Source organism: Nocardia bhagyanarayanae, from assembly GCF_006716565.1.
In the GTDB taxonomy this organism is placed as follows: domain Bacteria; phylum Actinomycetota; class Actinomycetes; order Mycobacteriales; family Mycobacteriaceae; genus Nocardia; species Nocardia bhagyanarayanae.
This window is the reverse complement of record NZ_VFPG01000001.1, coordinates 5,889,075-5,911,992: the sequence shown is the minus strand read 5'-3', so window position 1 is coordinate 5,911,992 and position 22,918 is coordinate 5,889,075. Positions and strand designations below refer to the sequence as shown.

Genomic DNA, 22,918 nt, shown 5'->3' with positions numbered 1-22,918 from the left:
ATGAAAGCACCCGGTCCAGGACTGGTCGAAACCGGCCGCATGCTGCCGAAACTGGCGAAGAACCCACTGGCGACGGTGGGCAGTCTGCTCGACGGCTACGGCGACGTGGTCCGGGTGAAGGCCGGGCCGATGCTGGTCTATCTGGTCGCGGACCCGGCGATGACCGAATACGTGCTCAAGGAAAACTACATCAACTATCGCAAGAGCCCCATCTACGACGAGTTCAGTATCCTGCTCGGCGAGGGCCAGCTGACCACCAACAACCTGGACTATTGGCGCAAGCAGCGCAAGTTGATCAGCCCGGCGTTCTCCCATACGCACGTCAAGGGATTCGCCGACGATATCACCGACAGCGCGGCGGCCATGCTGGATCGCTGGGATGCCGCGGCGGGCGAATACCGCGACATCTACGACGACTACGTCAAGCTGCTGCTCGCGGTCACCGGACGCATCCTGTTCAGCATCGACTTGTCCACGGACACAACACAGGTCACCGATGCGATGCGGGCCGCCTTCGCGTTCATCATGAAGCGGGTCAACGCCCCGGTGAAGCTGCCACAATCGTTCCCGACGCCGGAAGCGCGGCGGGTCGCCCACAAGGTAGGCGAACTCGACGACGTCGTGCGGCACCTCATCGCGGAACGCAGGAGCGGCGGCGACACCTCGGACGTGCTCACCGCGCTGGTCCGCGCCCGCGACGAGGGCGGGCTGGGCATGCGGGAGGAAGACCTGCTCAACGAGATCAAGACGCTGCTCGTGGCGGGGCACGAGTCACCGGCCAATGCGCTGTCATGGGCGTGCTATCTGCTGGCCGCGCACCCGGAGATTCAGGAACGCCTCGCGGGCGAGGTCCGCGACGTGCTCGGCGACCGTGCCCCGACCTTCGCCGACCTCGGACAGCTCAGCTACTGCCGGATGGTCATCGAGGAGACGATGCGGCTGTACCCGCCCGCGTGGATCGTCGAACGCACGCCGATCGCCGACGACGAGATCGGCGGGTATCACGTACCGGCGGGCGCCCGGGTCACGTTGTGCATGTACTACATTCACCGCGACAAGCGGTTGTGGGACGACCCGGCGGAGTTCCGGCCCGAGCGCTTCGCCGACAAGGAAGTGGCCGAACGTCACAAGTTCGCGTTCTTTCCGTTCTCCGGCGGGCCGCGCATCTGCCTCGGCAAGGACATGTCCATGACCGAGATGGTGCTGATCCTGGCCATGACCGTGCAACGCTTCCGGCTCGAGCTGGACAGCGCGCACCCGGTGGTGCCGCTGGCGTCGGTGAACCTGCGCCCGGAGTTCGGCATCAGGATCCGACCCGTGCGCAGGGCTACCCAGCCGGCACTGGCCTGACGGCGGTCGCGGTCAGCCGAGCAGCTCGCGGCCGAGCGTCAGCAGTTCGGCCGTGGAGAGAACCTCCTCGTCCGCCGATATGTGCGGCGGGCGGGCGAGGAGCGCAGGCTCGGTACTGTCCGGGAGCTCGTGCGCCCCGGTTGCCGGTGGCGCCGCGGGATGGTTCGTCGCCTCGAGACGGGCGGACAGTTCGGCGGTGAGCAGTTCGACGGTGGGGTGGCCCCAGATGATCGCCGCGGGGACGGTGATGCCGAGGCGGGCGCTGAGACGGGAGCTGAGTTCGACGGCGTGTACCGAACCGACACCCAACTGATCGAAGTTCCGGGTGTGGTGGATGCCGTCGGACTCGACTCCGATGACCTCGGCCAGTTCCCCCGCCACCGTATCCCTCAGCGCGACGACGCCGACCGGATGACTCCACACGTGCGTCGAATCGCCCGCTACCGCAGTGTTTTCGGAGTGATCGTCGCGCACCGGCTCGGTCTCCGCGGGGATGGCCCAATGGCGTTGCCGCTGAAACGGATACGTTGGCAGCGACACCACCCGGCCGGGTGGGTTGACCGCGGACCAATCCGGGTCGACACCGCGTTCGAACAGCGCGCCGACCGCTTGCAGCAGTCCGCGGCGCGGCACCGTACCCGGTCGCAGGGCTGCGGCAACCATCAAGGCCGAAGCTTGGGATGGGTACTCCATCTCGGTCGGCGCGGTGTCGCGAAGCGTCTCGTGCAGGAAGCTCCTCACCTCTGCCACCGTGCTCGCCACCAGCGAAAGACGATGCGCGAAAGGAGTTCTCGTGCGGCAGAGCGTGTGCGCGAGATCGTCGAGCGTGATGCCGGGATGGCTGGAGAGGTGGTCGTGGAGGCGGCGAACCTGCTCGCGCAGTGCGGGTTCGGTGCGTGCGGACAATACGATCAAACGCTCTGCGGAGCGTGTCTCCGTATCGGTCGGGGTCGCGCCATTATTCGGCTCCGGGCCATCCGCGATCTCGGGCGGGGCTTCTTCTACGATCGCGTGCGCGTTGGAGCCGCCGAAACCGAAGGCGCTCACCCCGGCGCGGGCCGGTACGTCCCGTTCGGGCCACGGCAGCAGGGTGTTCGCGACCTGCACGCCCGCCCCAGCGAGGTCGAGATCCGGTGCGGCACGGTCGAAATGCAGGCTGCGCGGGATCTGACGATGCCGCAGCGCGAGTGCGACCTTGAGCAGTCCGGCCATCCCGGCGGCCGCCTCGGTGTGCCCGATATTCGTCTTGACGGAACCGACGGTCAGTGGGGTCCCACCGCTCTTGGCCGCACCGTAGACGGTACCCAGAGCGGTCAACTCGGCGCGGTCGCCAACGGCGGTGCCGGTGCCGTGGGCTTCGACATAGTCGACGGTCGACGGGTCCACGCCCGCACGGGCACAGGCGCGCCGCAGCAATTGTTCCTGCCCGGCGGCGCTGCTGGCGGGCATGCTGTACTTACCCACCCCACCACCGGCTGCGCCGGCTGCCATCCCCTTGTGGTGGTGGCCGTTGTTGTTGGTGGCGCTGCCGAGCACGGTGCAGTAGATGCGGTCGCCGTCGCGCAATGCCGCGGGCAGCGGTTTCAGCACGACCACCGCGCCGCCTTCGCCGCGCACATAACCGTCGGCCGTGGCATCGAAGGCGCGAGAGCGGCCGCCCGGGGAGAGCACACCGAGCTTGGACAGGCCGATCGCGGTGTCCGGGATGAGATTCAGCTGGACACCGCCTGCTATCGCGACCGTGCTTTCGCCCGCGCGCAGCGCCTGGCAGGCCAGGTGAACCGCGACCAGCGAACCCGCACAGGAGGCGTTGACCGTCATGCTCGGCCCGTCGAAACCGAGGAAATACGACACGCGGTTCGCGATGACGCCCTCCACGTCGCCGGTGCTGGTGAAGGGTGTCGTGGCGGCGGGGCCGCGGCTCAACTTCACCGCCCGATAGTCGTTGAACTTGTTGGCGAAATACACGCCGGTGTCGGGAACGGTGTCGGGTCGAATTCCCGCGTCCTCGAATGCCTCCCATGACAATTCCAACGCGAGCCGCTGCTGCGGGTCCATATCGGCGGCCTCGCGCGGGGTGATCCCGAAGAACTCGGCATCGAACAACTCGACATCGGGCAGGTAGGCGCCCGCGATCGAGACGGTTTTGCCCGGGGCGCCGCGCTCGGTGTCGTGGTAATTCCCGGCCGGCCACCGGCCTGCCGGTGGCGCGTCCGCCACTGCGTCTACCTCGCCGATCAGCAAGCGCCACAGGGCTTCCGGTGAATCCGCGCCGCCGGCGAATCGGCAGCTCATGCCTACCACGGCGATCGATTGCACGCTCGGCGCGCCCGTCGCCTGCTCGAGGTCGGCGCGCCGCCGCGGCTTCTTCCGTTTCACGTTACCTACTCACCCGCCCGGATTCCGCCCGATCAGGTGTCCCGCGGACATGTCCCTTCGGTGAATCCGCCGATCTTGTTGTGGGGTAAAGGGATATGGACGAAACTCTACCTGTGCTGTTTTCCAAACGCCCCGTTTTCGCTCGGGTGGCCGCCGCACTGGGAGGCGAGGCACGACGTCGTGAACTGATTCGCTTCGCTTCCGTGGGTGCCGCCGCGTTCACGCTCGACACCGCCGTTTTTCTGACCCTCAAAAGCACTGTGCTCGAGGCGCAGCCGATCATCGCGAAGGTGCTGGCGGTGCTCGCGGCGATCACGCTGTCCTACATCCTGAACAAGCAATGGTCCTTCGCCGCGCGCGGCGGGCGGCGCGGCCACCACGAGGCAGCGCTGTTCTATCTGGTCAGCTTCCTCGCCATCGCTGTCAACACCGCGCCACTGTGGGTGTCGCGCTACATGCTCCACCTCGAGGTGCCCGAGGTCTCCCGGTTCACCCAGAACGTCGCCGATTTCGTGGCCGCGCAGCTGATCGGTACCGCGCTCGGTATGGTGTTCCGGTTCTGGGCCTTCGTACGGGTGGTGTTCCCGAATCAGGTGGAACGCGCACCCGAGTAGTCAGGCGTCGACGAAGATATCGAGTTCGAGCGGGCCGTCGCCCGGGACAACGCGGTAACGGTCCAGTTCGGTGACGCCGTGCGCGGTGAGCACCTCGTCGTCGAGGAACAAATTGCCCGTCATCTCGGCCGCTCCCGAACAGAGCACGAGATGCGCTGCGTCGGCACAGATTTCGGGGGTGCGAGACTTCGCGATCGCCGCCTCGCCGCCGAGCAGATTACGCACGGCCGCGGTGGCGACGGTGGTCCGCGGCCACAGCGAGTTGACGGCGATGCCATCGTCACGCAATTCCTCGGCGAGCCCCAGTGTCGTCAGGCTCATCCCGTACTTGGAGACCAGGTAGGCCAACGACGAGCCCGTCCATGCCGGGTTGAGGTTGAGCGGCGGGGAGAGCGTGAGGATGTGCGGGTTGCGCCCTGCGGCCGCCGACGCCCGCAGGTGCGGAATGGCGAGTTTGGACAGCAGGTACGCGGCGCGGGCGTTCACGCCTTGCATCTGGTCGTACATCTTCATCGTCATGGCGTCGGTGGGCGTCAGGTCGATCGCCGAGGCGTTGTTCACCACGATGTCGATGCCGCCGAACCGGTCGACCGTCTGCCGCACAACCGCCGCCATGGTGTCGTCGTCGCGGACATCGCCGACGAACGGGAGAACCCGGGCGCCTGCGGCTTCGATTTCGGCTGCCGCGGTGTGAATGGTGCCGGGCAGTTTCGGGTGCGGCTGATCGGTTCTGGCGAGCAGCGTGATGTTCGCGCCGTCGGCGGCGGCGCGCAGCGCGATGGCCCGGCCGATGCCGCGGCTGCCGCCCGTCACGATCATGGTCTTGCCCGCCAGCGACGGGGATTCCGGTTTCGTCATGGTCGTCGTGCTCCCGCTTCTGTGCTCGTCCCCGCGTCGACCGGAGGCGACCTCTGTGTACGAGGGGTCGCCTCCGGTCGACGCTCGTGGTTACGCGACGCTGATGACCTTGTCCGAGGGCTCCTTCGCGTACAGCGACGCGATTTCCTCCGCATACTTGATCGCGACCGGGGCGCGCTTGAGCGACATCTTCGGGGTCAGTTCGTCGCCGCCCGGCTCCCATACCGCGCCGAGGATGGTGAAGCGCTTGATCTGCTCCACTCGCGACAGCTTGCTGTTGCCCGCCTGCACCGCGGCGCGCACTTCTTCCACGATCTCCGGGCGGGCGGCGAGTGTGGCGAGGTCGGCGTCGGTGGCGCCGAGTTCCTTGGCGCGCAGGGCGGCGACGTCGGGGTCGAGCACGATCAGCGCGGCGATGTAGGGCTTGGCATCGCCGATCGCGACGGCCTGGCCGATCAGTGAGGAGGCGGCCTTCATCGCGTTCTCGATATTGCTCGGGGCGATGTTCTTGCCCCCCTCGTTGATGATCAGTTCCTTCTTGCGGTCGACGATGCGCAGGTAGCCGTCGGCGTCGATGGTGCCGATGTCACCGCTGTGCAGCCAGCCGTCCGCATCGATCGCTTCGGCCGTCTTCTCCGGCATATTGCGATAGCCGCGGGTGATGATGGGGCCGCGCACCAGGACTTCGCCGTCGGTGTCCAGGCGCAGTTCCAAACCGTCGACGGTGCGGCCGACCGAGCCGGGGCGCGGCTTGGCCAACTCGGTGTAGGTGCCGACGCCGGTGGTCTCGGACATGCCCCACACTTCGGTCATCTTGAAGCCGAGGCCGAGGAAATACTCGAGGGTCTCCGGAGGCACCGGTGCGGCGCCGGAGGCCGCGACCTCCAGCGCGTCCAGGCCGAGTGCGTGCCGCAGCTTCGACAACACCAGTGTCTCGGCCACCTTGTGCTGGACGGCCAGTAGCGCGCCGGGGCCCTTCCCCGCGAGATCGGCTCGGGCAGCGGCGATTCCGGTGCCGATGGCCCAGTTGGCGAGCGCCTTCTTGGCCGTGCTCGGCTCGGTGGCGAGCTTGTTCTCGATGCCCGTCTTGATCTTCTGCCACACCCGTGGCACGCCGAAGAACGTGGTCGGGCGGGCGTCGGGCAGTGCGGCGGCCACCTCGCGCGGGTCGGTGACGGTGGTGATCTGGATGCCGGTGGTCAGGTTGAGGCCATGTGCGGAGATGCGGTCGGCAACGTGCGCGGCGGGTAGGTAGGACACCGTACGGTCGGCGAACCCGACCGGCAGCGGACCCTTGACCAGCGCGATGATCTGGGCGAGCACATTGCGGTGGGTGATCTCCACGCCCTTGGAGGGACCGGTGGTGCCCGAAGTGTAGATAAGGGTGGCCAGGTCGTCGGCGGTGACCGCGCGCCAGGCCGCGTCGAAATCGAAGTCGTCGAGCGGGTTCGCCTCGACCTCCTCGAGCGTGATGGCGCCGGTGGCCGGGCCGTCGACGACGACGGTGTGCGCGAGGTCCACGCCTGCGCCGGTTACCGCACCGAGGAACATCTGTTCTGTCACAACGACTTTGTTGGCCGCGTTGGTGAACACGTGCGCGATCTGGTCGGATGAACTGGTGTTGTAGACCGAGAACGGGGTTGCGCCCAGATGCAGTGCGGCGGTGTCGACCAGATTGAACTCGGGGCGGTTGGTGAGCATGATGCCGACGGTGTCACCGTGTCCGACACCGAGCCGGGCCAGGCCCGCGGCGATCGACTTCACGCGTTCGCCGTACTCGCGCCAGGTGATCTGCTGGGTGCCGCCGACCGTCCGCAACGCGACCTGCTCGGGCCGCAACGTCAGGGTCTCCTGAAACGCCTCGGGCACGGTGTAGACCGTTTTGCCCGATTCATGCGTGTATCCGATTTCTGTTGTCGTCATATCCCTGTTCCCGATATCTCTGGCATGAACCGAACGTCGCGGCGTTCGTACACGTCCGGTCCGAGACTCGATGCCGACAGAATGCGGTGGTGCCTCTGCCTGCTTCTCACGAGTCTGCGCGCCAAGAGTGGCGCGGCTCACTCATGGTAGCCAGATCCACGGTTGGTGAGGTGTCTTACATGTGAACCCATTTCGGCTCGCTGGGCAGCTCGGGCTTCACGCATCCGCACCAACGCCGACCACCGCGACCTGTAGACCAGTGCCGTCGTGATCGCAGCCGCCGCCCGGCCATCGCGAGCGTCCGACCAGCCATCGCGAGAACCACTGCGACACAGTGGCGTCCGGGACAGCGGCGCGGCGCGTGGCGCCGTTGTCGCCGACGGGTTGCGCTTACCGCGGATGTGGGAATTGCCGCAACGGCGAGCCTCGAGACCTGAAAGACTCGGCAGCACCCGGGGATTCGGGGTAGCGACGTCGGGGGCGACCACAGGCTCGGACATGTGGATGGTGGCTCGGTTCTCCGGGGGCGATACGCAATATCTGAAGGGAACTACATGTCCACAGCAAGCGTCATACGCCCGCTGGCGCCGAGCGAACAGATGTTCGCCTTCGGTGAGGTCTTCGTCGGCTACTCGACTCGAGTGTCCGGCCGATTGGACCTGAGCGCGTTGTCGACGGCATTCGACGCCGTCGTTCGCGCCTATCCCATTCTGGGCGCTCGTCTCGAAGCCACCGGGACCGGCGGGCATGTCCTGGTGGCTTCGCCGGGGGCTGCGCCGGAAATCTCGGTGGTCGACGGTGATCCGGAGCAGCTGCTCGCAGGCGCGAAGTTCGATCAGAGCGTAGCGGTCGGTGCGCTGTGCGTGGTCCGCGACGGCGACACCGCGAGCGTCACGCTGGTGATCCATCACAGTGTGGCAGATGCGTACCACTCCCTCGCCATCCTCGGCGATCTGTGGTCGTTCTATCGTGCTGCCGCAGAAGGCGGTCCACTGGTGGCGGAGGTCCATCCCTATCCGGATCCGGTCGAGGTGCTGCTGGCCGCCCGTGGCATCGAGAAGTTCCCGACTCCGGCTGCGGCCGCACCGGCGCCGCAGTCCGCGGCAATCCCCGCCGCGCCCGCACCGGACGACATCGCCCCGGGATATCCGATGCCCCAGACGACGCGATGCCGTCTGAGTGAGGAGGCGACGGCGCGGCTGGTCGATCTCGGGCACCGCGAACAGGTGACGATGCACGGGCTGGTGTCCGCGGCGATCCTGCTGATGGAGGCAGAGGTTCGGGCACTGCCGCTGACCGAGCTCATGTACTTGTACTCCGTCGATCTCCGCGCCAGGGTCAGCCCGCCGATCGGCTTGACCGACGGCACCGACGTGCTGGGATTCGCGAACTATGTCCCGAGTGCGGAAGCGGGGACAACCCTGATCGGCCTGGCCCGCGGTGTCTGCGATACCTTGCGGGGCGCCGTGGCCTCGGGGTTCGTGCAGCAGACGCCCCTGCAGATCCCCGATGTGGCGGCGGCGGGTCCACCCAAGATTCCGGGGATGGTGGTGGCGACGAACTGGGGCAGGGTGCCGCAACTGCCCTCGCAGAAGGATCTGCGTATCGACGACTTCCGCTCGATCTTCATCGCGAAGCCGGACCGAACCGGGCGCAGGCCCGCGGCCAACACCTGCGTCATCAGCACCTACGACGGCCGGTTGAGCATCGAAATCCACCATCAGCCGCAGACCGCCGAACAGGAGCAGCGTCGCATCGAACTGCTCACGGCGACACTGCATTCCGCGGTCGAAACCCGCTCCCCGCAGTGACTCCGCGCGAGTAACGCGGCCCGGGTTCGACGTCGAACGACGCGAACCCGGGCCATTGCCGGATGGCGGCCGAACTAGAGCCCGCATGCCTCCCCGATCCGGGTTTCCGGTCAGCATCGGAAATATTCGGCAGCGGCACTCGGGCTGTGGGTCGTGTGCAAATCGTAGAAAGCAGGGGTGTACCCGGAAAATGCCCAGGTCGGCGGTGATACGGACTTTATCGGTCAGGAATCGAGAAGCGCCGGTCATCGGGCCGGAACTAGCGTTATCGCCATGAACAGCACCATTGATCAGACCACCATCGACGCCGTCGTCCTCGAGGTGACCGACCCGGCGGCTGCCGCCAACTTCTACGACGCCGCGTTCGGTCTCGGCGACAAGCTACGAGTCCGCGCCTCGGAGACGCTGACGACCGGCTTCCGTGGCTTCATCCTGTCGCTCGTGGTGTCGCAGCCGAGTACCGTCGACAGCCTCATCGGCACCGCCCTCGGAGCGGGCGCGACGACGCTGAAGCCGGCCAAGAAGAGCTTCTGGGGGTATGGCGGCGTCGTTCAGGCGCCGGACGGGGCGATTTGGAAGATCGCGACGTCGGCGAAGAAGGACACCGGGCCTGCCACCCGGGAGATCGACGATTTCGTCGTGCTTTTCGGGGTCGACAACGTCAAGGCGACCAAGCAGTTCTACATCGACCGAGGCCTGGCCGTGGGAAAGAGCTTCGGCAGCAAGTACGTAGAGTTCGCCACCCCGCCGTCTTCGGTCAAGCTGGCGCTCTACGGGCGCCGCGCGGCCGCCAAGGATGCCGGCGTCGCGCCGGAGGGCACCGGGTCCCACCGAATCGTCATCGGCAGCGGTTTCGGGTCGTTCGCCGACCCGGACGGGTTCGAGTGGGAGGCGACCTCGGCTTGAGCCGAGTGGCTTGGGGCCGTGCGCATTCGGCGGCTGGCAGTTGAGCCCGCGACTCGCGATTCTGCACCGGGATGCCCTGTGCGTCGGTTCGAGAACCGCATCGCTGTGTCGGATGTCGTAGGCTCTCCAGCATGGGGGTCGCCGGTACGTGTATTCGGACGCTGTGCCTTGCGGTGGTGGTTGCGGCGAGTTCCAGTTTTGCGGCTCCGGCGTTCGGTTATTCGCGAACTGGTTGCGCCGGTTGGCAACTCGGCACCATAGCTTCGGGTCTCGAGCAGTTGGAGAACCTCGAACCCGACGGGCAGGGCGGCTTCTATCTGTCCGGGGGCACGAAGGTCTATCACGTCGATGGTTCCGGGCAGGTGCGAACTGTGCTCGAAAACCTGGCCGCTCCGGGCGGCTTGCAGCTCGATGGGACGGCCCTGTACGTCCTCACGCGTCAGGATGGCAAGTTGTGGCGGCTGGACACCACCACAGGTCAGCTCTCACCGATAGCCGACTTCCCGGGACACGGGCTGCTGCGGTTGCCCGATGGTGATTTCTTGACGACCTGGGTCGGGACCGAGGGCGGCCCGTCGAGGGGAGTCTCGCGCTACGACACGGAATCCGGTGTGGTCGTCGCGAATTGGGCGCCGGTGCCACGCGGAGAAGGGCTCGCGCTGAGCCCGGATCACCGGGTCGTGTACACCGATGATCTGTTCACCGGTCAGGTCTACCGGATTCCGCTGGATGCCCCGGAGCGGTGGACGGTGGTGACAACTGTCCCCGGTCTCCTGGCAGGCCCGGATGACGTGACCACAACCAGCGACGGCCACCTCTATCTGGCCGCCCACCTGGCGGGTGCGATCCACCGCATCGACCCGGAATCGGGAGCAACGTGCGCGATCACCACGGCCTTACCTAGTGGTTGGACCGGTCCGAGTTCGGTACGCGTCGGGCCTGACGGTGAGGATTCGGCGCTGTACATCACTTCCTTCGACGGCACCCTCCGACGCCTGCGCCCGCCCCCCGACGTGGATCTCACACCGGTTCAAGGGTTCTGAGCGACACACTCGTTCGCGAGACGACCTGCTGCATGCGACCGTGGCGTAGGTCGAGTCGCCGCCGGCCAACTGCTCTGCGAGAAGCAATCCGTCCATGCAGCCGATACCGGAGATCCTGCATCCCGACATCGAGTCGACTCAGCCGCTGGCCGCACCGATGCGGGGCATCGAGGCCGCTCGGGAAGTCGGCAAGGTCGTCGAACATCCTTCACTTGTGGTGGCGTTGGTGGACCTCGGGTGCGGCGCGACCCTGGCGGACCGGACACGAAATCGACGACTACACATCCATCCTTCCCCGTGAGATCCGATGACCATCGGAGCATGCATCTGCTGGTCACCGCTCATCGAGGAAGGCCGGGACCTGTCCTCGATGAGCGGCGTCCTGGCCGTCAGGTCTTATCGTCTGCTGCCGGCCTGACGGCCCGACCTCACTTCAGGTGCCGGGCGAAGAACCGGTTCGCCTCTTCCCCCGCGAACTGGGGGACGCCGGTGTGCCCGCCCATATTGGCGTGCAACGTCTTCTCCTTGGAGCCGAACGCGTCGAACAGGTCCAGCGCCATTTGCCGGTCGTTTCCCTCGTCGTCCCACTGCAGCAGGACGTGTAGCGGAATGGTGACCTGCCGGGCCTCCTCGAGGATGGCCCGGGGAACGAAACTCCCGGCGAACAGGACGGCGGCCGAGATGCGCGGCTCGACCACCGCCAGCCGGACGCCGATGGAGATAACCCCTCCCGAATACCCGACCCGGCCGCCGATCTCGGGCAGCGCGAGCAGGGCGTCCAGGGCGGCCCGCCATTCCGGGACCGCCTTTTCGACCAGGGGGAGGACGAGCCGGTCGACGATCTCGTCGTCGACCGGCCCGCCGGCCTCCACCGCCCGGCGCAGGTCGGCGCGGGCCTCCTCGGCGGCGGCGGAACGGGGCCGGTCACCGCTTCCGGGGAGCTCGATGGTGGCCGCCGCGAAGCCCTCCGCCGCTGCTTGCCGGGCCCGGGCCACCAGCCGGGGGTGCATCATGTGCAGTCCGCCGGGGTGGCCGAGCAGGATCAGCGGCGCCGGTGCGGATCCGGGCGTCCACAGGATGCCGGGGATCTCGCCGAGAGTGAATGCGCGTTCGAGGACGCCGTCGCCGAGGCGCTGTTCGGAAGTGAATTGCATGGTCGTGCCTTTCGGGAGTGCTCTCGAGCGGCGCTCCCGGACGACCTATCGCCCGACCGTGACCCCAGAGGGGAGCACCCATGTCGATACTGCGTTCACGGGTACCACCTCCTCGTTCTCTGGCACGGCTTCCGGAAAAGTAGCAGTGATCGTCATGGTCCGCCAACAGGTTTTCGCCGTCAGGGCGTGCGTGCGTGCGTCGGGCCCGGGGCAGAGGGGTGGTGGGCCCGACGCACGACCCCTCTCACAGATCCGGGCGGACCAGGATTTGGATGTGGGCGTCCGGGTTGCGGAGGGCGTCGATGGCGGCGGGTACGCCGTCGAGGCCTACCTCGGCGGTGATGAGGGAGGCGGCGTCGATGGTGCCGTCGGCGATGCGGGTGAGGGTTCTCGCGTACTCCTCGTGGGGGTAGACCATGCACATCTGTAGCGAGATGTCTTTGTAGATGCCGACGATCGGGCGGATGACGTCGTCGGTCATCACCGCGCCGATCTGCAGGATGGTGGTTTGGCGCGGCGCCTTGTACATCAGGTCGTTGATCAGGCCGGGCACCGCGGCGCACACCCAGATGTGCAGCAGCTGCCCGGGTGCTGCGGCCTCGCGCCACACTTCGATCGGATCGGCCACCGCCGGGTCGACGACGCGGTGCGCGCCGAGTCGTAAAGCCGTGTCGCGCCGCAGTTTCGACGGATCGGAGGCGACGATGGGTGCGACGCCGCGTTCGGCGAGCGCGGCGACCGCGCCCAAACCGACCGGGCCGCAACCGATCACGATGCCCGAGCCGGACGGTCCGATCCCGGTACGCGCCACGTTGCCGAAGCCGACCGCGAGCGGCTCGGTCAGCGCGGCGACCTGCGGTGGCACGTGCTCCGGGATCGGTTCCAGCGCCATGGCCTGCAAGACCATGCGTTCCCCGTAACCGCCGGGGAATTCGTTGGAGAATCCGACGCCGTGGATCTGCCCGGCGTGGTCCACCGCCCACGGCAGGGCGACCACGAGCTGTCCGGGCTCGTGCGGTGTGTCCGGCCCGGCCGAGACGACGCGGGCGGCGATCTCGTGGCCGAGCACCACATCCCGGGTCGGATCGAATTCGAAGGTCGGCACACCGCTGTCGCGCGAGGCTTGCAGGAACTCGTCGGTGAAATCCAGTGCCTGCTTGTCGGATCCGCAGATCCCGCAGGCCACCGTCTCCACCAGCACCTGCCCGGGCCCGGGCACCGGATCGGCCACCTCGTCGACGACCAGACGGCGATCCCGCATCACCACCGCGCGCATCAGCGGACCTCCTCGTCGGCGCCCAGCGCGGCGGCCAGCGTCTTGCCGTGCTTGTCGAAGGCGCTCTGGATGCCCGCCTGCAAACCGCCGATCATGCGCTCGCTGTTGGCATTCGCCCACTCCAAAGACGCGATCCGGTTCCGATTGGCTCCGGTGAAGTGCGGAATCACATGCTCGGCGAACAGCCGCGCCGAGCGTTGGGTGGCTTCCCAGTCCGCCACGTTGAGCCCGAGCAGCAGGAAGGTCCCGAAGCCGCCGGACTGTTCAGTGAGCTTCTCGATGGTGGCGATCGCGTCGTCCGGTGTGCCGATGGTGGCGCGGCCGAAGGCCGGGAAGCCCTCACCGACCCACTGCCGCACGGCATCTCGCGGTGACTGTCCCCACGGCGCGGTCCGGCCGCTGAGCTTCTCGATGTAGTCGACGAGATGACCGACGCCCCACTCGGCGTCCCGCATCGCCTGCTCCCGCGTCTCCGCGAGATGCATCGGCGCGACCAGCCGCCACCGTGAACGGTCCACCGCGTGCCCGTGCTCGATCAGGGTCTTCTCGTAGACCTTCCAGTTCGGCACCAGCGCCTCGTAGCCGCTGGGATCCGAGGCGGCCAGCGAAAGCAGCCCGGCGCCGTGCCGACCGGCCAGCACCGCACCGGAAGGCGAAATAGTGGACGCCACAGCCATTTCCATGCCGCCCGGCTGGTAGGGCAGCAGTTGCAGCCGCGCCTCGCCCAACCGATACCAGTCGGTCTCGGCGGTCACCGTCTCCCCGCGCAGCAGCCGCACGAGCACTGCCATGGATTCGTGCATCATGTCCCGCTGCCGCACCGGATCGATCCCCAGCATGGCCGCGTCGGTGGCCAGCTGGCCGGGGCCGACGCCCATCATGGTGCGGCCCATGGTGAGGTGGTCGAGCAGGCAGAGCCGGTCGGCGAGCATCAGCGGCTGGTGATAGGGCAGCGAGTTCACGCCGGTGCCGAGCCGGATGCGGCTGGTGCGCTGCGCCGCGGCCGCGAGGAACACCTCGGGGGCCGCGATGATCTCCAGCCCGGCCGAATGATGTTCGCCGACCCAGGCTTCCGCGTAACCGAGCCGGTCCGCCAGCTCCACCAACTCCAGATCCCGCTGTAGTTGCAGCGTGGGATTGCCGGTGAGCGGGTGGTACGGGGCGAGGAAGAAGCCGAACCGGGTGGGTCCGGACGATGCGGTGTCGCTCAATTCAGTTGTCCTGACTTCGGGTTCGCGCGGGTCAGCGCGACCAGTCGTGGCCCCAGTAGCTGTCCGCGGTGATCTCCTCCGCGGTGTAGGTGGATTCGTCCACCAGCAGCCCCTCGGTGCCGTATTCCAGATCCCAGCCGCCCGGAGTGCGGACGTAGAACGAGATCATCTTGTCGTTGGTGTGCCTGCCGAGCGTGGAGGACAGGTGGTAACCGGCCTTGCCGACCCGGTCCAGCGCGCGGCCTACGTCGTCGAGCGCGTCGACCTCGACCATGATGTGCACCAGGCCGGAGCCCTCCTTCCCGCCAGAGGGGATCAGCGCCAGACTGTGGTGGCGCTGGTTGACGCCGAGGAACCGCACCCGCATCGGGCCGTACTCCGGCGGGGTCGGCAGCCGGAACGCGCCGCGCGGCAGGAAGCCCAGCACATCGGTGTAGAAGCGGAACGCGACGTCCAGATCCGGCACCGGCAGCACCACGTGGCCGAGGCCCAGACCCTCTGTGACGAAACGGTTTCCGTGCTGGGTGACCACCGGGCTGTGGTCCAGCACCGGACCGTGGAACACCTCGACGGGCGTGCCCGCCGGATCGGTGAAGGCGATCGCCTCTTCCACCCGGCGCGCGTCGGCCTCCTCGACCGAGAGCGTGGTGACCTCGATCCCCGCCGCCTGCACCGCGTCACGCGCGGCGGCCAGCGCCCGATGATCGCGGACCTCCCAGCCGACGGCGAGCACCTTGTCGGTGTCGCCGGGCACCAGCACCAGGCGGGCGCCGCGCTCGTCCATCCGCAGGTAGATCGCGTCCGGATCGGGGCCGCTGCCCTCGGCGAAGCCCATCACGTCGAAGGCGAAGGTGCGCCAGGCGTGCGGATCGCTGACAGCGACCTTCACATAACCGAGCGAGCTGATGACAGGCATGGGGTGGTTCTCCTCAGTCATAGGTGATCCGGACCGTGTCGGTGACCGGAATCGCCTGGCAGGCGAGCACATAGCCGTCGGCCAGGTCTTCTTTCTCCAATACGTCGTTGCGCAGCATCTTCACCTCGCCGTCGCGCAGGCGGCACACGCACGCGCTGCACGCGCCCTCCCGGCACGAGTACGGCGCCTCGATGCCGCGGGCGAGCAGCACATCCAGCAGCACGGTCTCGCGGGGCCAACCGAGTTCGTGTGTCTCGCCGTCGATGTCGACGGTGACCGCGGCGGCATCTTCCGTCGCGTCACCGGTGACGGGTACGGCGGCGAACGGGTCGCCGGTTATCGAGACGAATCGCTCGGAGTGCACGCGGTCGACGCCGAGTTCGGCCGCCGCCGACTCGACGGCGTCCATGAACGGCGCCGGCCCGCACACGAAGACGGCACGGTCGGCCCACGGCTCGAGCAGCGTCCGCAGCTGAGCCGCGGTGGGCAGGCCCTGCACGGCCTCCAGCCAGTGCACCACCGTCAGCCGGTCCGGATGCGCCGCGGCCAGTTCCGCCAGCTCACCGGCGAAGATCACCGAGCGCTCGTCTCGATTGGCGTAGACGAGTGTGCAGCGTGCTTTGCCCTGCGCCAGCGCGGATTTCGCGATGGACAGCACCGGTGTGATGCCGCTGCCCGCCGCGAGCAGCAGCAGATCGTCGTCGAGCGAGTCCGGGGTGAACACGCCTGCGGGTGGCAGGCTTTCGAGCTCCATGCCCTCGGTGGCGTTGTCGCACAACCAGTTCGAGCCGTAACCACCCGCTGTCCGCTTGACGGTGACCTTCAGCGGACCGTCCTCGTGCGGCGCGCTCGACAGCGAGTACGAGCGCGCCACCGAACCCGTGCGATCGCTGGGGATCCGCAGGGTGAGGAACTGCCCGGGCCGGTACGCGGGCCGCGGGCCGGACTCCGGGACCAGTTCCAGCGACACCGCGTCCGCGGTCTCGGCGATCACGCGCGCCACGCGCAACCGGATACTCACGGCCGCACCTCGCCTGCGCTCGACCCGGCCGTGAGGAGAGCCGCCGCGTGTAGGGTTCGTTCCTTCACAGCAGATCCTCCTCCCGAGTGCTGAGCCCCAGCGCGCCCGCGATGACGGCGTTATCGATGCTGCGGCGCAAGGCGGCGCACCCAGAGACGGGTCCGTCGCCGTTGCGGCCGAGTTCGGCGCACTGTCCGACGGCGGCGGCGGTCCACTGCACGCTCGTGTGCGCCGGGCTGAATTTGACTACGGCGACCCGGTTTCCGCAGGCCTGGCACATGACAGCATCCATGGCGCTCCCGCTCACGCCCCGCTGCTCGCGCGCTGGGCGGCCAGGTTGTCGGCGACCTCGGCCTCCCACGCGGTGACGGCGCGGGCGGTGTCGACCTCGAATTCGAAACGGGCGGTCATCTTCTCGTCCACCTCCGCGACATCCCGGTAGAACTGCTCGTACCAGCGGCGCAGCTGGTAGACCGGCCCGTCCTCCTCGCACAGCAGCGGGTTGTCGATGCGGGTCTTGCGCTTCCAGATCGCCACGTCCTGCTCGAAACCGCGGCCGAGCCCGCCCGCGAACCGGACCGCCATCGCATCGGCCTCCTCGGGCGCGAGACCGGGCAGCTTCTTGACGATCGCGCCGTACTGCAGCACGAACTTGGTCGGGGTCACCGGGTAGTGGCAGTTGATCAGCACCGCCTCCACCGTCTGGCCGTTCGACTCGTTGACCAGGTTGTCGATCATGTAGGAGGGGCCGTAGTAGTGCGCCTCGGAGTGCAGCACGTTCTTGCCGCCCGCTTCCTTGGCCAGCTCGCCCTGCACGTCCTCGCGGCCGATGGAGGTCATGTACTGGCTGGCGATGTGGCCCTCGAAGACGTTCTTGAAGTAGGTCGGGAAGGCGAAGTGCACGTAGAAGAAGTGCGCCATGTCGACCACGTTGTCGATGACCTCGCGGCAGTTCGCGCCGTCGATGACGATCTGGTTCCAGGTCCAGTCGCTCCACTCGTCGCTGAACGCGCCCTCGATGCGCGGGATGGTGATGTCCTCCGGCGGCGGATTGCCCTCGGGATCGTGCCAGACGAACAGCTGCCGGTTCTGCTCGAGGGTGGTCCACGCCTTGGTGCGGGCCAGCGGCGGCACTCGGCGCGCGTAGGGGATCGCGGCACAGCGGCCGTTGCCCTTCCAGCGCCAGTCGTGGAATGGGCAGGCGATGGTGTCGCCCTTGATGGTGCCGTCGGCGAGGTTGCCGCCCATGTGCCTGCAGTAGGCGTCGAGCACGTTGAGCGTGCCGTCGGTGCCCGCGAAGACCACCAGTTCGGTGCCGAACGCGGTGATGGTGTGCGGCTTTCCGTCGCGGAAGCTGTCGGCGAGGCCGAGACAGTGCCAGCCGCGCGCGTAGCGGGCGGGCGGGGCGCCGGTGTCGATCACGCGCACCTGATCGTCGGTGTTCGCCGTGCTCATGATGTCGGGTCCTCCAGAGGTATTTCGCTCAGGCCTATGTCGTTCCGGGCTATTTCGATGCTGTGACGGCGCTCGCGGCGCCGGTAGGCGTGGTCTCACTGATCGGGAGGACCCTCAGACCACCGCGAGCCGCTCGTAGCCGGAGCGGTAGAACAGCAGCGGCGCGGCGTCGCGCTGCTCGCTCAGCTCGGTGACGTGCGCGACGACGATGGTGTGGTCGCCGCCGTCGACCTCCCGGTCGAGGGTGCAATCGATCCAGGCGATGGAGCCCTCCAGCAGCGGCGAGCCGTTGGGGGAGCGGCGCCAGCGCAGGTCGGCGAACTTGTCCTGGCCGCTGCGACCGAGCTGCCTGCACACGTCTTCCTGGTCGTGGGCCAGGATGTTGACGCAGAACCGGCCGACCTCGCGGATGCGCGGCCAAGTGGTGGATGTGCGGGCCGGGAAGAGGGCGACCGCGGGCGGATCCAGCGACAGCGAAGAGAACGACTGACAGGCGAAGCCCAGCGGCTGGTCGTCGGCGAGCGCCGTGATCGCGGTGATGCCGGTGCAGAACCGGCCCAGGACGGCCTTGAAGTCGAGATCGACGGCCATGGTGCTCCTAGTTTCGACTAGAAATATTCCGTTTCGTCATGACCGTAGGCGGCGGGGTGCCGGGGCTGTCAAGCACGGGTTCCGGCTACCGAGAAGATCCGTACCGATCTCCGTAGTTTCCGGGATTCGGGCTCGACGCGGGCCGGGCACTGTGATGGGAGACACAAACACTTGTGCCGAAAATGCACATGCCTAATAGAAATACTTCTAAGCTTGATGCGCTACACAATGGAGGTGAGCCATGACGGTCGAGATGCTGACCCATCCCGAGTCCGGCGAGTGGACGGGTACGGGTCGTGCGACCGCCAAGCCGGCCCAGCCGCCGGTGTCGATGATCGAACGAATGACGCTGATCCTAGATGCGTTCGACGGCGCGACACCGACTTTGACCCTGCTCGGCCTCGCCGAACGCACCGGTCTGCCCCGCTCCACCGTGCATCGCATCCTGGACCAGATGATCCGCCTGCGCTGGCTCGCGCACGCTCCCGGCGGCTACCGCCTCGGTATGCGCACCCTGGAACTCGGCGGACTCGCCGCCGACCACAACGAGATTCGCGATGTGGTGAGCCCGCTGCTGCACGACCTGTGTCAGCGCACCGGGATGGTCGGACACCTCGGCGTGCTCGACGGACGCGAGGTGCTCTATCTCGACAAGGCGGGTGGACGCCTGGCCGCGACCATCCCCACCCGGCTCGGCGGCCGCATGCCCGCGCACAGCACGGCGTTGGGCAAGGCGCTGCTCGCGACGCTGGAACCCAGCATCGTCGAGGCGTCGTTCCGTGATCGGCTGCCCCAGCTGACTGCCCGAACTGTTTGCGACAGAGGCGAATTGCACCGCGAACTGAACCGCATCCGGCACCGCCAGGGTGTCGCGGTGGACAACGAGGAGTCGGTCGGCGGCATCGCGTGCGTGGCCGTGCCGGTGCGCGGGCGCGGCGCCGCGATCGCCGCCCTGTCCCTGTCCGGTCAGGTCAGCGGCGAGCGACCCGCGCTCGACACCGCCCGCCTGGCCCGCGTTCTCGTCGAGGTCGCCCACGAAGCGGGCCGCGCCCTGTTCCCGCGCCACGCCCGCTGGCGCTGACCCGTTCGGCATCGCGCCGCCCCGTCCGGCGTAACCCTGCCCGTTCGTCGTTCCGCGACAACCAGTTCGGAGCAGGCTCGGGCCAGCCCGGCGTCGCCTGCGCGGCGTCGCGGGTCGACGTGCGGCGCTAGTGCGGGATGGAATCGATGAGGGCGCGGGCGCCTTGGCGGAGGAGGTCGGCGCCGACGAAGAAGCCGAGGGCCTGGGGGTCTTCCGGTACGCCCCAGTGTTTGGCGTCGAGCCAGCGGGTGCCGTCGCTGGAGAAGACCTTGCCGTGCAAGGTGAGTCGGCCCGCGGGGTCGGTGGTGGCGTAGCCGGCGATGGGGGAGTTGCAGTGGCCCTGGAGCGCGTGCAGCATGGCGCGTTCGGCGTCGGCGTGCCGGTGCGTCTCCGGATGGTCCAGTTCGCCGCCGACGTCGAGCAGCCAGGCGTCGTCGGCGCGGCACTCCAGCGCGATGACGCCCGCGCCGACCGGCGGGCACATGGTGTCGAGGTCGAGGATCTCGGTGATGCGGTGCTCCTGGCCGACCCGGTGCAGTCCGGCCACCGCCGCGATGAGCACGTCGACGTGGCCCTCCTCGAGCCGCGCCAAACGGGTGTTCACGTTGCCGCGCAACGGTTTCACGGTGAGGTGCGGGAAGTGCAGGTTCAGTTGCGCCTTCCGGCGCACCGAGCTGGTGCCGACGACGGTGCCCTCCGGCAGGTCCGCCAGCCGTGCCCCGCTCGCGCTGATCACCGCGTCGTGCACGTCCTCGCGGGCGAGATATCCGGCGAACGCCAGCCCCTCGGGCACCGGGATGTCGCCGGGGATGTCCTTGAGGCAGTGCACCGCGAGATCGGCTTGGTCCGACTGCAAAGCGAGGTCGATCTCCTTGACGAACGCGCCTTTGCCGCCGAGTTTCGACAGATCCCCCATCCACCGGTCGCCCGCGGTGGTCACCTTCACCAGTTCGCTGTCCACCCCCAGCCCGGCCAGCAGCGCCGCCACGTGCTCGGCTTGCGCGAGCGCCATGGGGCTGGATCGGGTAGCGATGCGAATGATGCGCGTCCGCGACATGGCGTGCACACTACTCCGGGGGTGTGCGCCCCGACGGCGAGGGCAGGAGAAGAGCATGGGGTGGAATGTGGCCGGTCTGCTGGTGGAGGGTGAGGTCGGCACGGACGAACTCGCCGCACTACCGGGAGCGCCGGACGATAACGGTGAAACCGTCTCGGGCTACGAGGTTTTCAGCAACAGCTTCCAGGGCGATTACGCAGTCGCGACGGTCGGTGGGTGGACCGTCCTCGCCGATCCGTGGATCAGCGCTCTGTACGACGAATCCGTCGGCCCGCGACTGGCGAAGGGGCGTCGGCTGCTGACGTTCCTCGGGAACGGCACGACGGATATGTACGGCGTGGGCTGGTATGTGGACGGCGAACTCGTGCGTGACGTCCTCGTCGCCGAAGGAGAGCCGGTCGCCCAGGAGGGCGTGCCGCTTCCGGAAGAGGACGGTCTCGGACTGCACCAGGAGGACGATCTGTTCGCGCTGATGCTCCGGCTCACCGGGGTTGACTTCGGCAGCGTCGCCGACGCCGAGTATCGCGTCCTCGACAACACCCAACCGGGCTGATCGCGAGCGGCGGGGGCCGGTGTGCCAGCCCCCGCCGCGCGACTCAGTACGCGGTGCCGCCGGTCGCCGGTGTGCGGCCGTGCCGCATGACCAGCGCGATCAGCAGCGCGAGCGCGGAAGCGCCCGCCGCGACCCAGAATCCCAGCTCGTACCCGCGGTCGCCGAATATGCCGGGAATCGGGTTCGGCGGCGCGGGTTGACCGGCGACGGTGACCAGCGCCCGCATCGGACTGGCGTGGAGGAACGCGGTGACGATCGCCAACCCGATCGCCACGCCCATGGACTGCATGACACCGAGCATGCCGAGGCTGATGCCTTGCTGTTCCTGTGGGACGGCCTCGACCATGAGGATCGGCATGGCCGCGTAGTAGAAACCGAACCCGATGCCGAACGCGGCGCTCACCCAGAGGAACACCACCCAGGTGTGCGGCAGCACGGCGTAGCAGACTCCCGCGCCGACGAACAGCGCGAGCGCGGCGATCAGCGGAATCCTGGCGCCGATCTTGCGGGCCAGCACACCGGCCAGCGCGCCGCACAGCATCGCGAGCACGGCTTGCAGCAGCGCGATGCGTACCGCGAATTCCAGTAGCGTATAACCGTTTCCGTAGCTGTAGCCGGGATCGAGCAGCACCTGCACGGCCTCCGGTGGCATCGGGTGTCCGGTCTGCTGCTGGATCTGGGCCAGCGTCGCCTGCTGGACGCCCGCGGTGACGGTGGCCTGGTCTGGCGTCTGCGTCATGTAGCCGAGCGCGTAGGACTGCACGCCGATGAGGAACGACGCGAACAGGGCGCCCGCGAGCACCAGGGCCACCCGCGGGTGGAACAGCAGGCGCATGTCCATGATCGGCCTGCTGACCCGGGTCTCGATCACCACGAACAGCGCCAGCAGCGCGAGACCGGCCACCAGCCAGGCCAGCGTGGTCGGCCTGCTCCAGCCCCAGTCGTGGCCCTTGTCCAGGTAGATCAGGGTCAGACCGGCGCCTGCGGAGAGCAGCACCGCACCGAGGATGTCGATGCGTTCGGGCACCCGCAGCTTGGACTCCGGCACCACGAACCAGACCAGCGGCAGCATCAGCAGCGTGAATCCGGCCAGGCACCAGAAGATGGCGCGCCAGCTGTAGTTGTCCACGAGGAAGCCGCCGAGCAGCGGACCCGCGATGGCCGAGAGCCCGAGGCCGGTGGCGGTGATGCCGAGACCGAGCGGAACGTACTTGCGCGGCAACAGATCCCGGATCAAGCCGTAGGCGATCACGGCGGTCGCGATGGCGGTGGCCTGCAGGCCACGCCCGATCAGGAACAGCGCCCAGTTCGAGGTGACCGCGTCGAGCAGGCAGCCGAGCATGAACAGAACGCCGCAGACGAGGAACATCCGCTTCTTGCCCCAGACGTCGCTCATCTTGCCGATCAGTGGCGAGGCGGCGGCGCCGATGAGGCCGAAAACGATGATGGCCCAGTTGATGTTCGCGCCGACGCCGGGGAAGGTCGGCGCGATCTTCTGCAGGGCCGCGGCGACGATCGTGTACTGCATCGGGGCGACCTCGGTGAACAGCACGATGACCGCGAGTACGGCGAAGATCCGGCCGCGCGACGCTCCGTCGAGTCGCCCGGTGTCGTCGACGGATTCGGATACGGCGCCCGGACTTTCGGTAGTCGCGGGGTCGCGGGGAATGGTGGACATGGATCGCCCTCCGATGCTCTGGTGATACGTGTTGTGAAACC

Annotated in this window: 21 protein-coding genes; 8 read left to right on the top strand and 13 right to left on the bottom strand. The window is 67.9% G+C overall.

Annotated elements, in window-relative coordinates:
• A complete protein-coding gene (locus tag FB390_RS25950) occupies positions 1-1,350 on the top strand; it encodes a cytochrome P450 (protein ID WP_141811304.1) in 1,350 nt (449 codons plus the stop codon).
• Between the two features lie 12 nt (positions 1,351-1,362).
• Here the strand turns inward: FB390_RS25950 and FB390_RS25945 are convergent, their stop codons facing one another.
• Positions 1,363-3,729, bottom strand: a complete 2,367-nt coding sequence (locus FB390_RS25945) for a type I polyketide synthase (RefSeq protein WP_141811303.1) — start codon at positions 3,727-3,729, stop codon at positions 1,363-1,365.
• 203 nt (positions 3,730-3,932) lie between these two features.
• Between FB390_RS25945 and FB390_RS25940 the strand changes: the two genes are divergently transcribed.
• The gene (locus FB390_RS25940; RefSeq protein ID WP_221639366.1) at positions 3,933-4,343 is read left to right on the top strand and encodes a GtrA family protein; all 411 of its coding nucleotides are present in this window, start codon (positions 3,933-3,935) and stop codon (positions 4,341-4,343) included.
• Here the strand turns inward: FB390_RS25940 and FB390_RS25935 are convergent, their stop codons facing one another.
• Both FB390_RS25935 and FB390_RS25930 read right to left on the bottom strand, forming a co-directional pair.
• Positions 4,344-5,201, bottom strand: a complete 858-nt coding sequence (locus tag FB390_RS25935; protein ID WP_141811301.1) for an SDR family oxidoreductase — start codon at positions 5,199-5,201, stop codon at positions 4,344-4,346.
• Between the two features lie 90 nt (positions 5,202-5,291).
• A complete protein-coding gene (locus tag FB390_RS25930) occupies positions 5,292-7,124 on the bottom strand; it encodes an AMP-dependent synthetase/ligase (RefSeq protein ID WP_141811300.1) in 1,833 nt (610 codons plus the stop codon).
• A gap of 554 nt (positions 7,125-7,678) precedes the next feature.
• Between FB390_RS25930 and FB390_RS25925 the strand changes: the two genes are divergently transcribed.
• From FB390_RS25925 to FB390_RS25910, 4 genes are all read left to right on the top strand, one after another.
• Entirely contained in the window at positions 7,679-8,935 is a 1,257-nt protein-coding gene (locus tag FB390_RS25925; protein WP_141811299.1) for a phthiocerol/phthiodiolone dimycocerosyl transferase family protein, read from the top strand.
• Between the two features lie 273 nt (positions 8,936-9,208).
• Positions 9,209-9,841, top strand: a complete 633-nt coding sequence (locus FB390_RS25920) for a VOC family protein (protein WP_141812035.1) — start codon at positions 9,209-9,211, stop codon at positions 9,839-9,841.
• A gap of 278 nt (positions 9,842-10,119) precedes the next feature.
• Entirely contained in the window at positions 10,120-10,884 is a 765-nt protein-coding gene (locus FB390_RS25915; RefSeq protein WP_246124212.1) for an SMP-30/gluconolactonase/LRE family protein, read from the top strand.
• Positions 10,885-10,978: 94 nt separating this feature from the next.
• Positions 10,979-11,185 (top strand): hypothetical protein, encoded by a 207-nt coding sequence (locus tag FB390_RS25910; protein ID WP_141811297.1) that lies wholly within the window; start codon positions 10,979-10,981, stop codon positions 11,183-11,185.
• Positions 11,186-11,312: 127 nt separating this feature from the next.
• Here the strand turns inward: FB390_RS25910 and FB390_RS25905 are convergent, their stop codons facing one another.
• The 8 genes from FB390_RS25905 to FB390_RS25870 form a co-directional block, all read right to left on the bottom strand.
• Positions 11,313-12,038: a dienelactone hydrolase family protein gene (locus FB390_RS25905; protein ID WP_141811296.1), complete on the bottom strand. Its 726-nt coding sequence runs from the start codon at positions 12,036-12,038 to the stop codon at positions 11,313-11,315.
• Positions 12,039-12,282: 244 nt separating this feature from the next.
• Positions 12,283-13,314, bottom strand: a complete 1,032-nt coding sequence (locus tag FB390_RS25900) for a zinc-binding dehydrogenase (protein ID WP_141811295.1) — start codon at positions 13,312-13,314, stop codon at positions 12,283-12,285.
• The gene (locus FB390_RS25895) at positions 13,314-14,525 is read right to left on the bottom strand and encodes an LLM class flavin-dependent oxidoreductase (RefSeq protein WP_141811294.1); all 1,212 of its coding nucleotides are present in this window, start codon (positions 14,523-14,525) and stop codon (positions 13,314-13,316) included. Before FB390_RS25895 ends, FB390_RS25900 begins: the two co-directional genes overlap by 1 nt.
• A gap of 31 nt (positions 14,526-14,556) precedes the next feature.
• Positions 14,557-15,441, bottom strand: a complete 885-nt coding sequence (locus tag FB390_RS25890; protein WP_141811293.1) for a VOC family protein — start codon at positions 15,439-15,441, stop codon at positions 14,557-14,559.
• 13 nt (positions 15,442-15,454) lie between these two features.
• On the bottom strand, positions 15,455-16,462 hold the full coding sequence (locus tag FB390_RS25885; RefSeq protein ID WP_141811292.1) for a ferredoxin--NADP reductase: 1,008 nt from the start codon (positions 16,460-16,462) through the stop codon (positions 15,455-15,457).
• A 64-nt stretch (positions 16,463-16,526) separates the two neighbouring features.
• Positions 16,527-16,754, bottom strand: coding sequence for a hypothetical protein (locus FB390_RS25880; RefSeq protein WP_141811291.1), 228 nt, complete (start codon positions 16,752-16,754; stop codon positions 16,527-16,529).
• 11 nt (positions 16,755-16,765) lie between these two features.
• Positions 16,766-17,917 (bottom strand): 3-ketosteroid-9-alpha-monooxygenase, oxygenase component, encoded by a 1,152-nt coding sequence (locus FB390_RS25875; protein ID WP_141811290.1) that lies wholly within the window; start codon positions 17,915-17,917, stop codon positions 16,766-16,768.
• A gap of 114 nt (positions 17,918-18,031) precedes the next feature.
• The gene (locus FB390_RS25870; RefSeq protein ID WP_141811289.1) at positions 18,032-18,508 is read right to left on the bottom strand and encodes a flavin reductase family protein; all 477 of its coding nucleotides are present in this window, start codon (positions 18,506-18,508) and stop codon (positions 18,032-18,034) included.
• Positions 18,509-18,749: 241 nt separating this feature from the next.
• Here FB390_RS25870 and FB390_RS25865 point away from each other — a divergent pair, with 241 nt between their 5' ends.
• Positions 18,750-19,589 carry an IclR family transcriptional regulator gene (locus FB390_RS25865; RefSeq protein WP_141811288.1) on the top strand — a complete coding sequence of 280 codons (840 nt, stop codon included), beginning with the start codon at positions 18,750-18,752 and terminating at the stop codon, positions 19,587-19,589.
• A gap of 127 nt (positions 19,590-19,716) precedes the next feature.
• Here the strand turns inward: FB390_RS25865 and hemC are convergent, their stop codons facing one another.
• On the bottom strand, positions 19,717-20,646 hold the full coding sequence (gene hemC, locus FB390_RS25860) for a hydroxymethylbilane synthase (protein ID WP_141811287.1): 930 nt from the start codon (positions 20,644-20,646) through the stop codon (positions 19,717-19,719).
• Positions 20,647-20,701: 55 nt separating this feature from the next.
• On the opposite strand from hemC, the gene FB390_RS25855 reads away from it, so the two are divergent.
• A complete protein-coding gene (locus FB390_RS25855; RefSeq protein WP_141811286.1) occupies positions 20,702-21,199 on the top strand; it encodes a hypothetical protein in 498 nt (165 codons plus the stop codon).
• Positions 21,200-21,242: 43 nt separating this feature from the next.
• Here FB390_RS25855 and FB390_RS25850 read toward each other — a convergent pair whose 3' ends face one another.
• Positions 21,243-22,877 carry an MFS transporter gene (locus FB390_RS25850; RefSeq protein WP_141811285.1) on the bottom strand — a complete coding sequence of 545 codons (1,635 nt, stop codon included), beginning with the start codon at positions 22,875-22,877 and terminating at the stop codon, positions 21,243-21,245.
• Between the last annotated feature and the right edge of the window lie 41 nt (positions 22,878-22,918).

Bases quoted from the DNA above. Each gene is read 5' to 3' on its own strand.
- FB390_RS25950 (WP_141811304.1), top strand. From the start codon at position 1: ATGAAAGCACCCGGTCCAGGACTGGTCGAAACCGGCCGCATGCTGCCG.
- FB390_RS25935 (WP_141811301.1), bottom strand. From the start codon at position 5,201: ATGACGAAACCGGAATCCCCGTCGCTGGCGGGCAAGACCATGATCGTG.
- FB390_RS25930 (WP_141811300.1), bottom strand. From the start codon at position 7,124: ATGACGACAACAGAAATCGGATACACGCATGAATCGGGCAAAACGGTC.
- FB390_RS25925 (WP_141811299.1), top strand. From the start codon at position 7,679: ATGTCCACAGCAAGCGTCATACGCCCGCTGGCGCCGAGCGAACAGATG.
- FB390_RS25920 (WP_141812035.1), top strand. From the start codon at position 9,209: ATGAACAGCACCATTGATCAGACCACCATCGACGCCGTCGTCCTCGAG.
- FB390_RS25910 (WP_141811297.1), top strand. From the start codon at position 10,979: ATGCAGCCGATACCGGAGATCCTGCATCCCGACATCGAGTCGACTCAG.
- FB390_RS25905 (WP_141811296.1), bottom strand. From the start codon at position 12,038: ATGCAATTCACTTCCGAACAGCGCCTCGGCGACGGCGTCCTCGAACGC.
- FB390_RS25900 (WP_141811295.1), bottom strand. From the start codon at position 13,314: ATGCGCGCGGTGGTGATGCGGGATCGCCGTCTGGTCGTCGACGAGGTG.
- FB390_RS25890 (WP_141811293.1), bottom strand. From the start codon at position 15,441: ATGCCTGTCATCAGCTCGCTCGGTTATGTGAAGGTCGCTGTCAGCGAT.
- FB390_RS25880 (WP_141811291.1), bottom strand. From the start codon at position 16,754: ATGGATGCTGTCATGTGCCAGGCCTGCGGAAACCGGGTCGCCGTAGTC.
- FB390_RS25875 (WP_141811290.1), bottom strand. From the start codon at position 17,917: ATGAGCACGGCGAACACCGACGATCAGGTGCGCGTGATCGACACCGGC.
- FB390_RS25870 (WP_141811289.1), bottom strand. From the start codon at position 18,508: ATGGCCGTCGATCTCGACTTCAAGGCCGTCCTGGGCCGGTTCTGCACC.
- FB390_RS25865 (WP_141811288.1), top strand. From the start codon at position 18,750: ATGACGGTCGAGATGCTGACCCATCCCGAGTCCGGCGAGTGGACGGGT.
- hemC (WP_141811287.1), bottom strand. From the start codon at position 20,646: ATGTCGCGGACGCGCATCATTCGCATCGCTACCCGATCCAGCCCCATG.
- FB390_RS25855 (WP_141811286.1), top strand. From the start codon at position 20,702: ATGGGGTGGAATGTGGCCGGTCTGCTGGTGGAGGGTGAGGTCGGCACG.
- FB390_RS25850 (WP_141811285.1), bottom strand. From the start codon at position 22,877: ATGTCCACCATTCCCCGCGACCCCGCGACTACCGAAAGTCCGGGCGCC.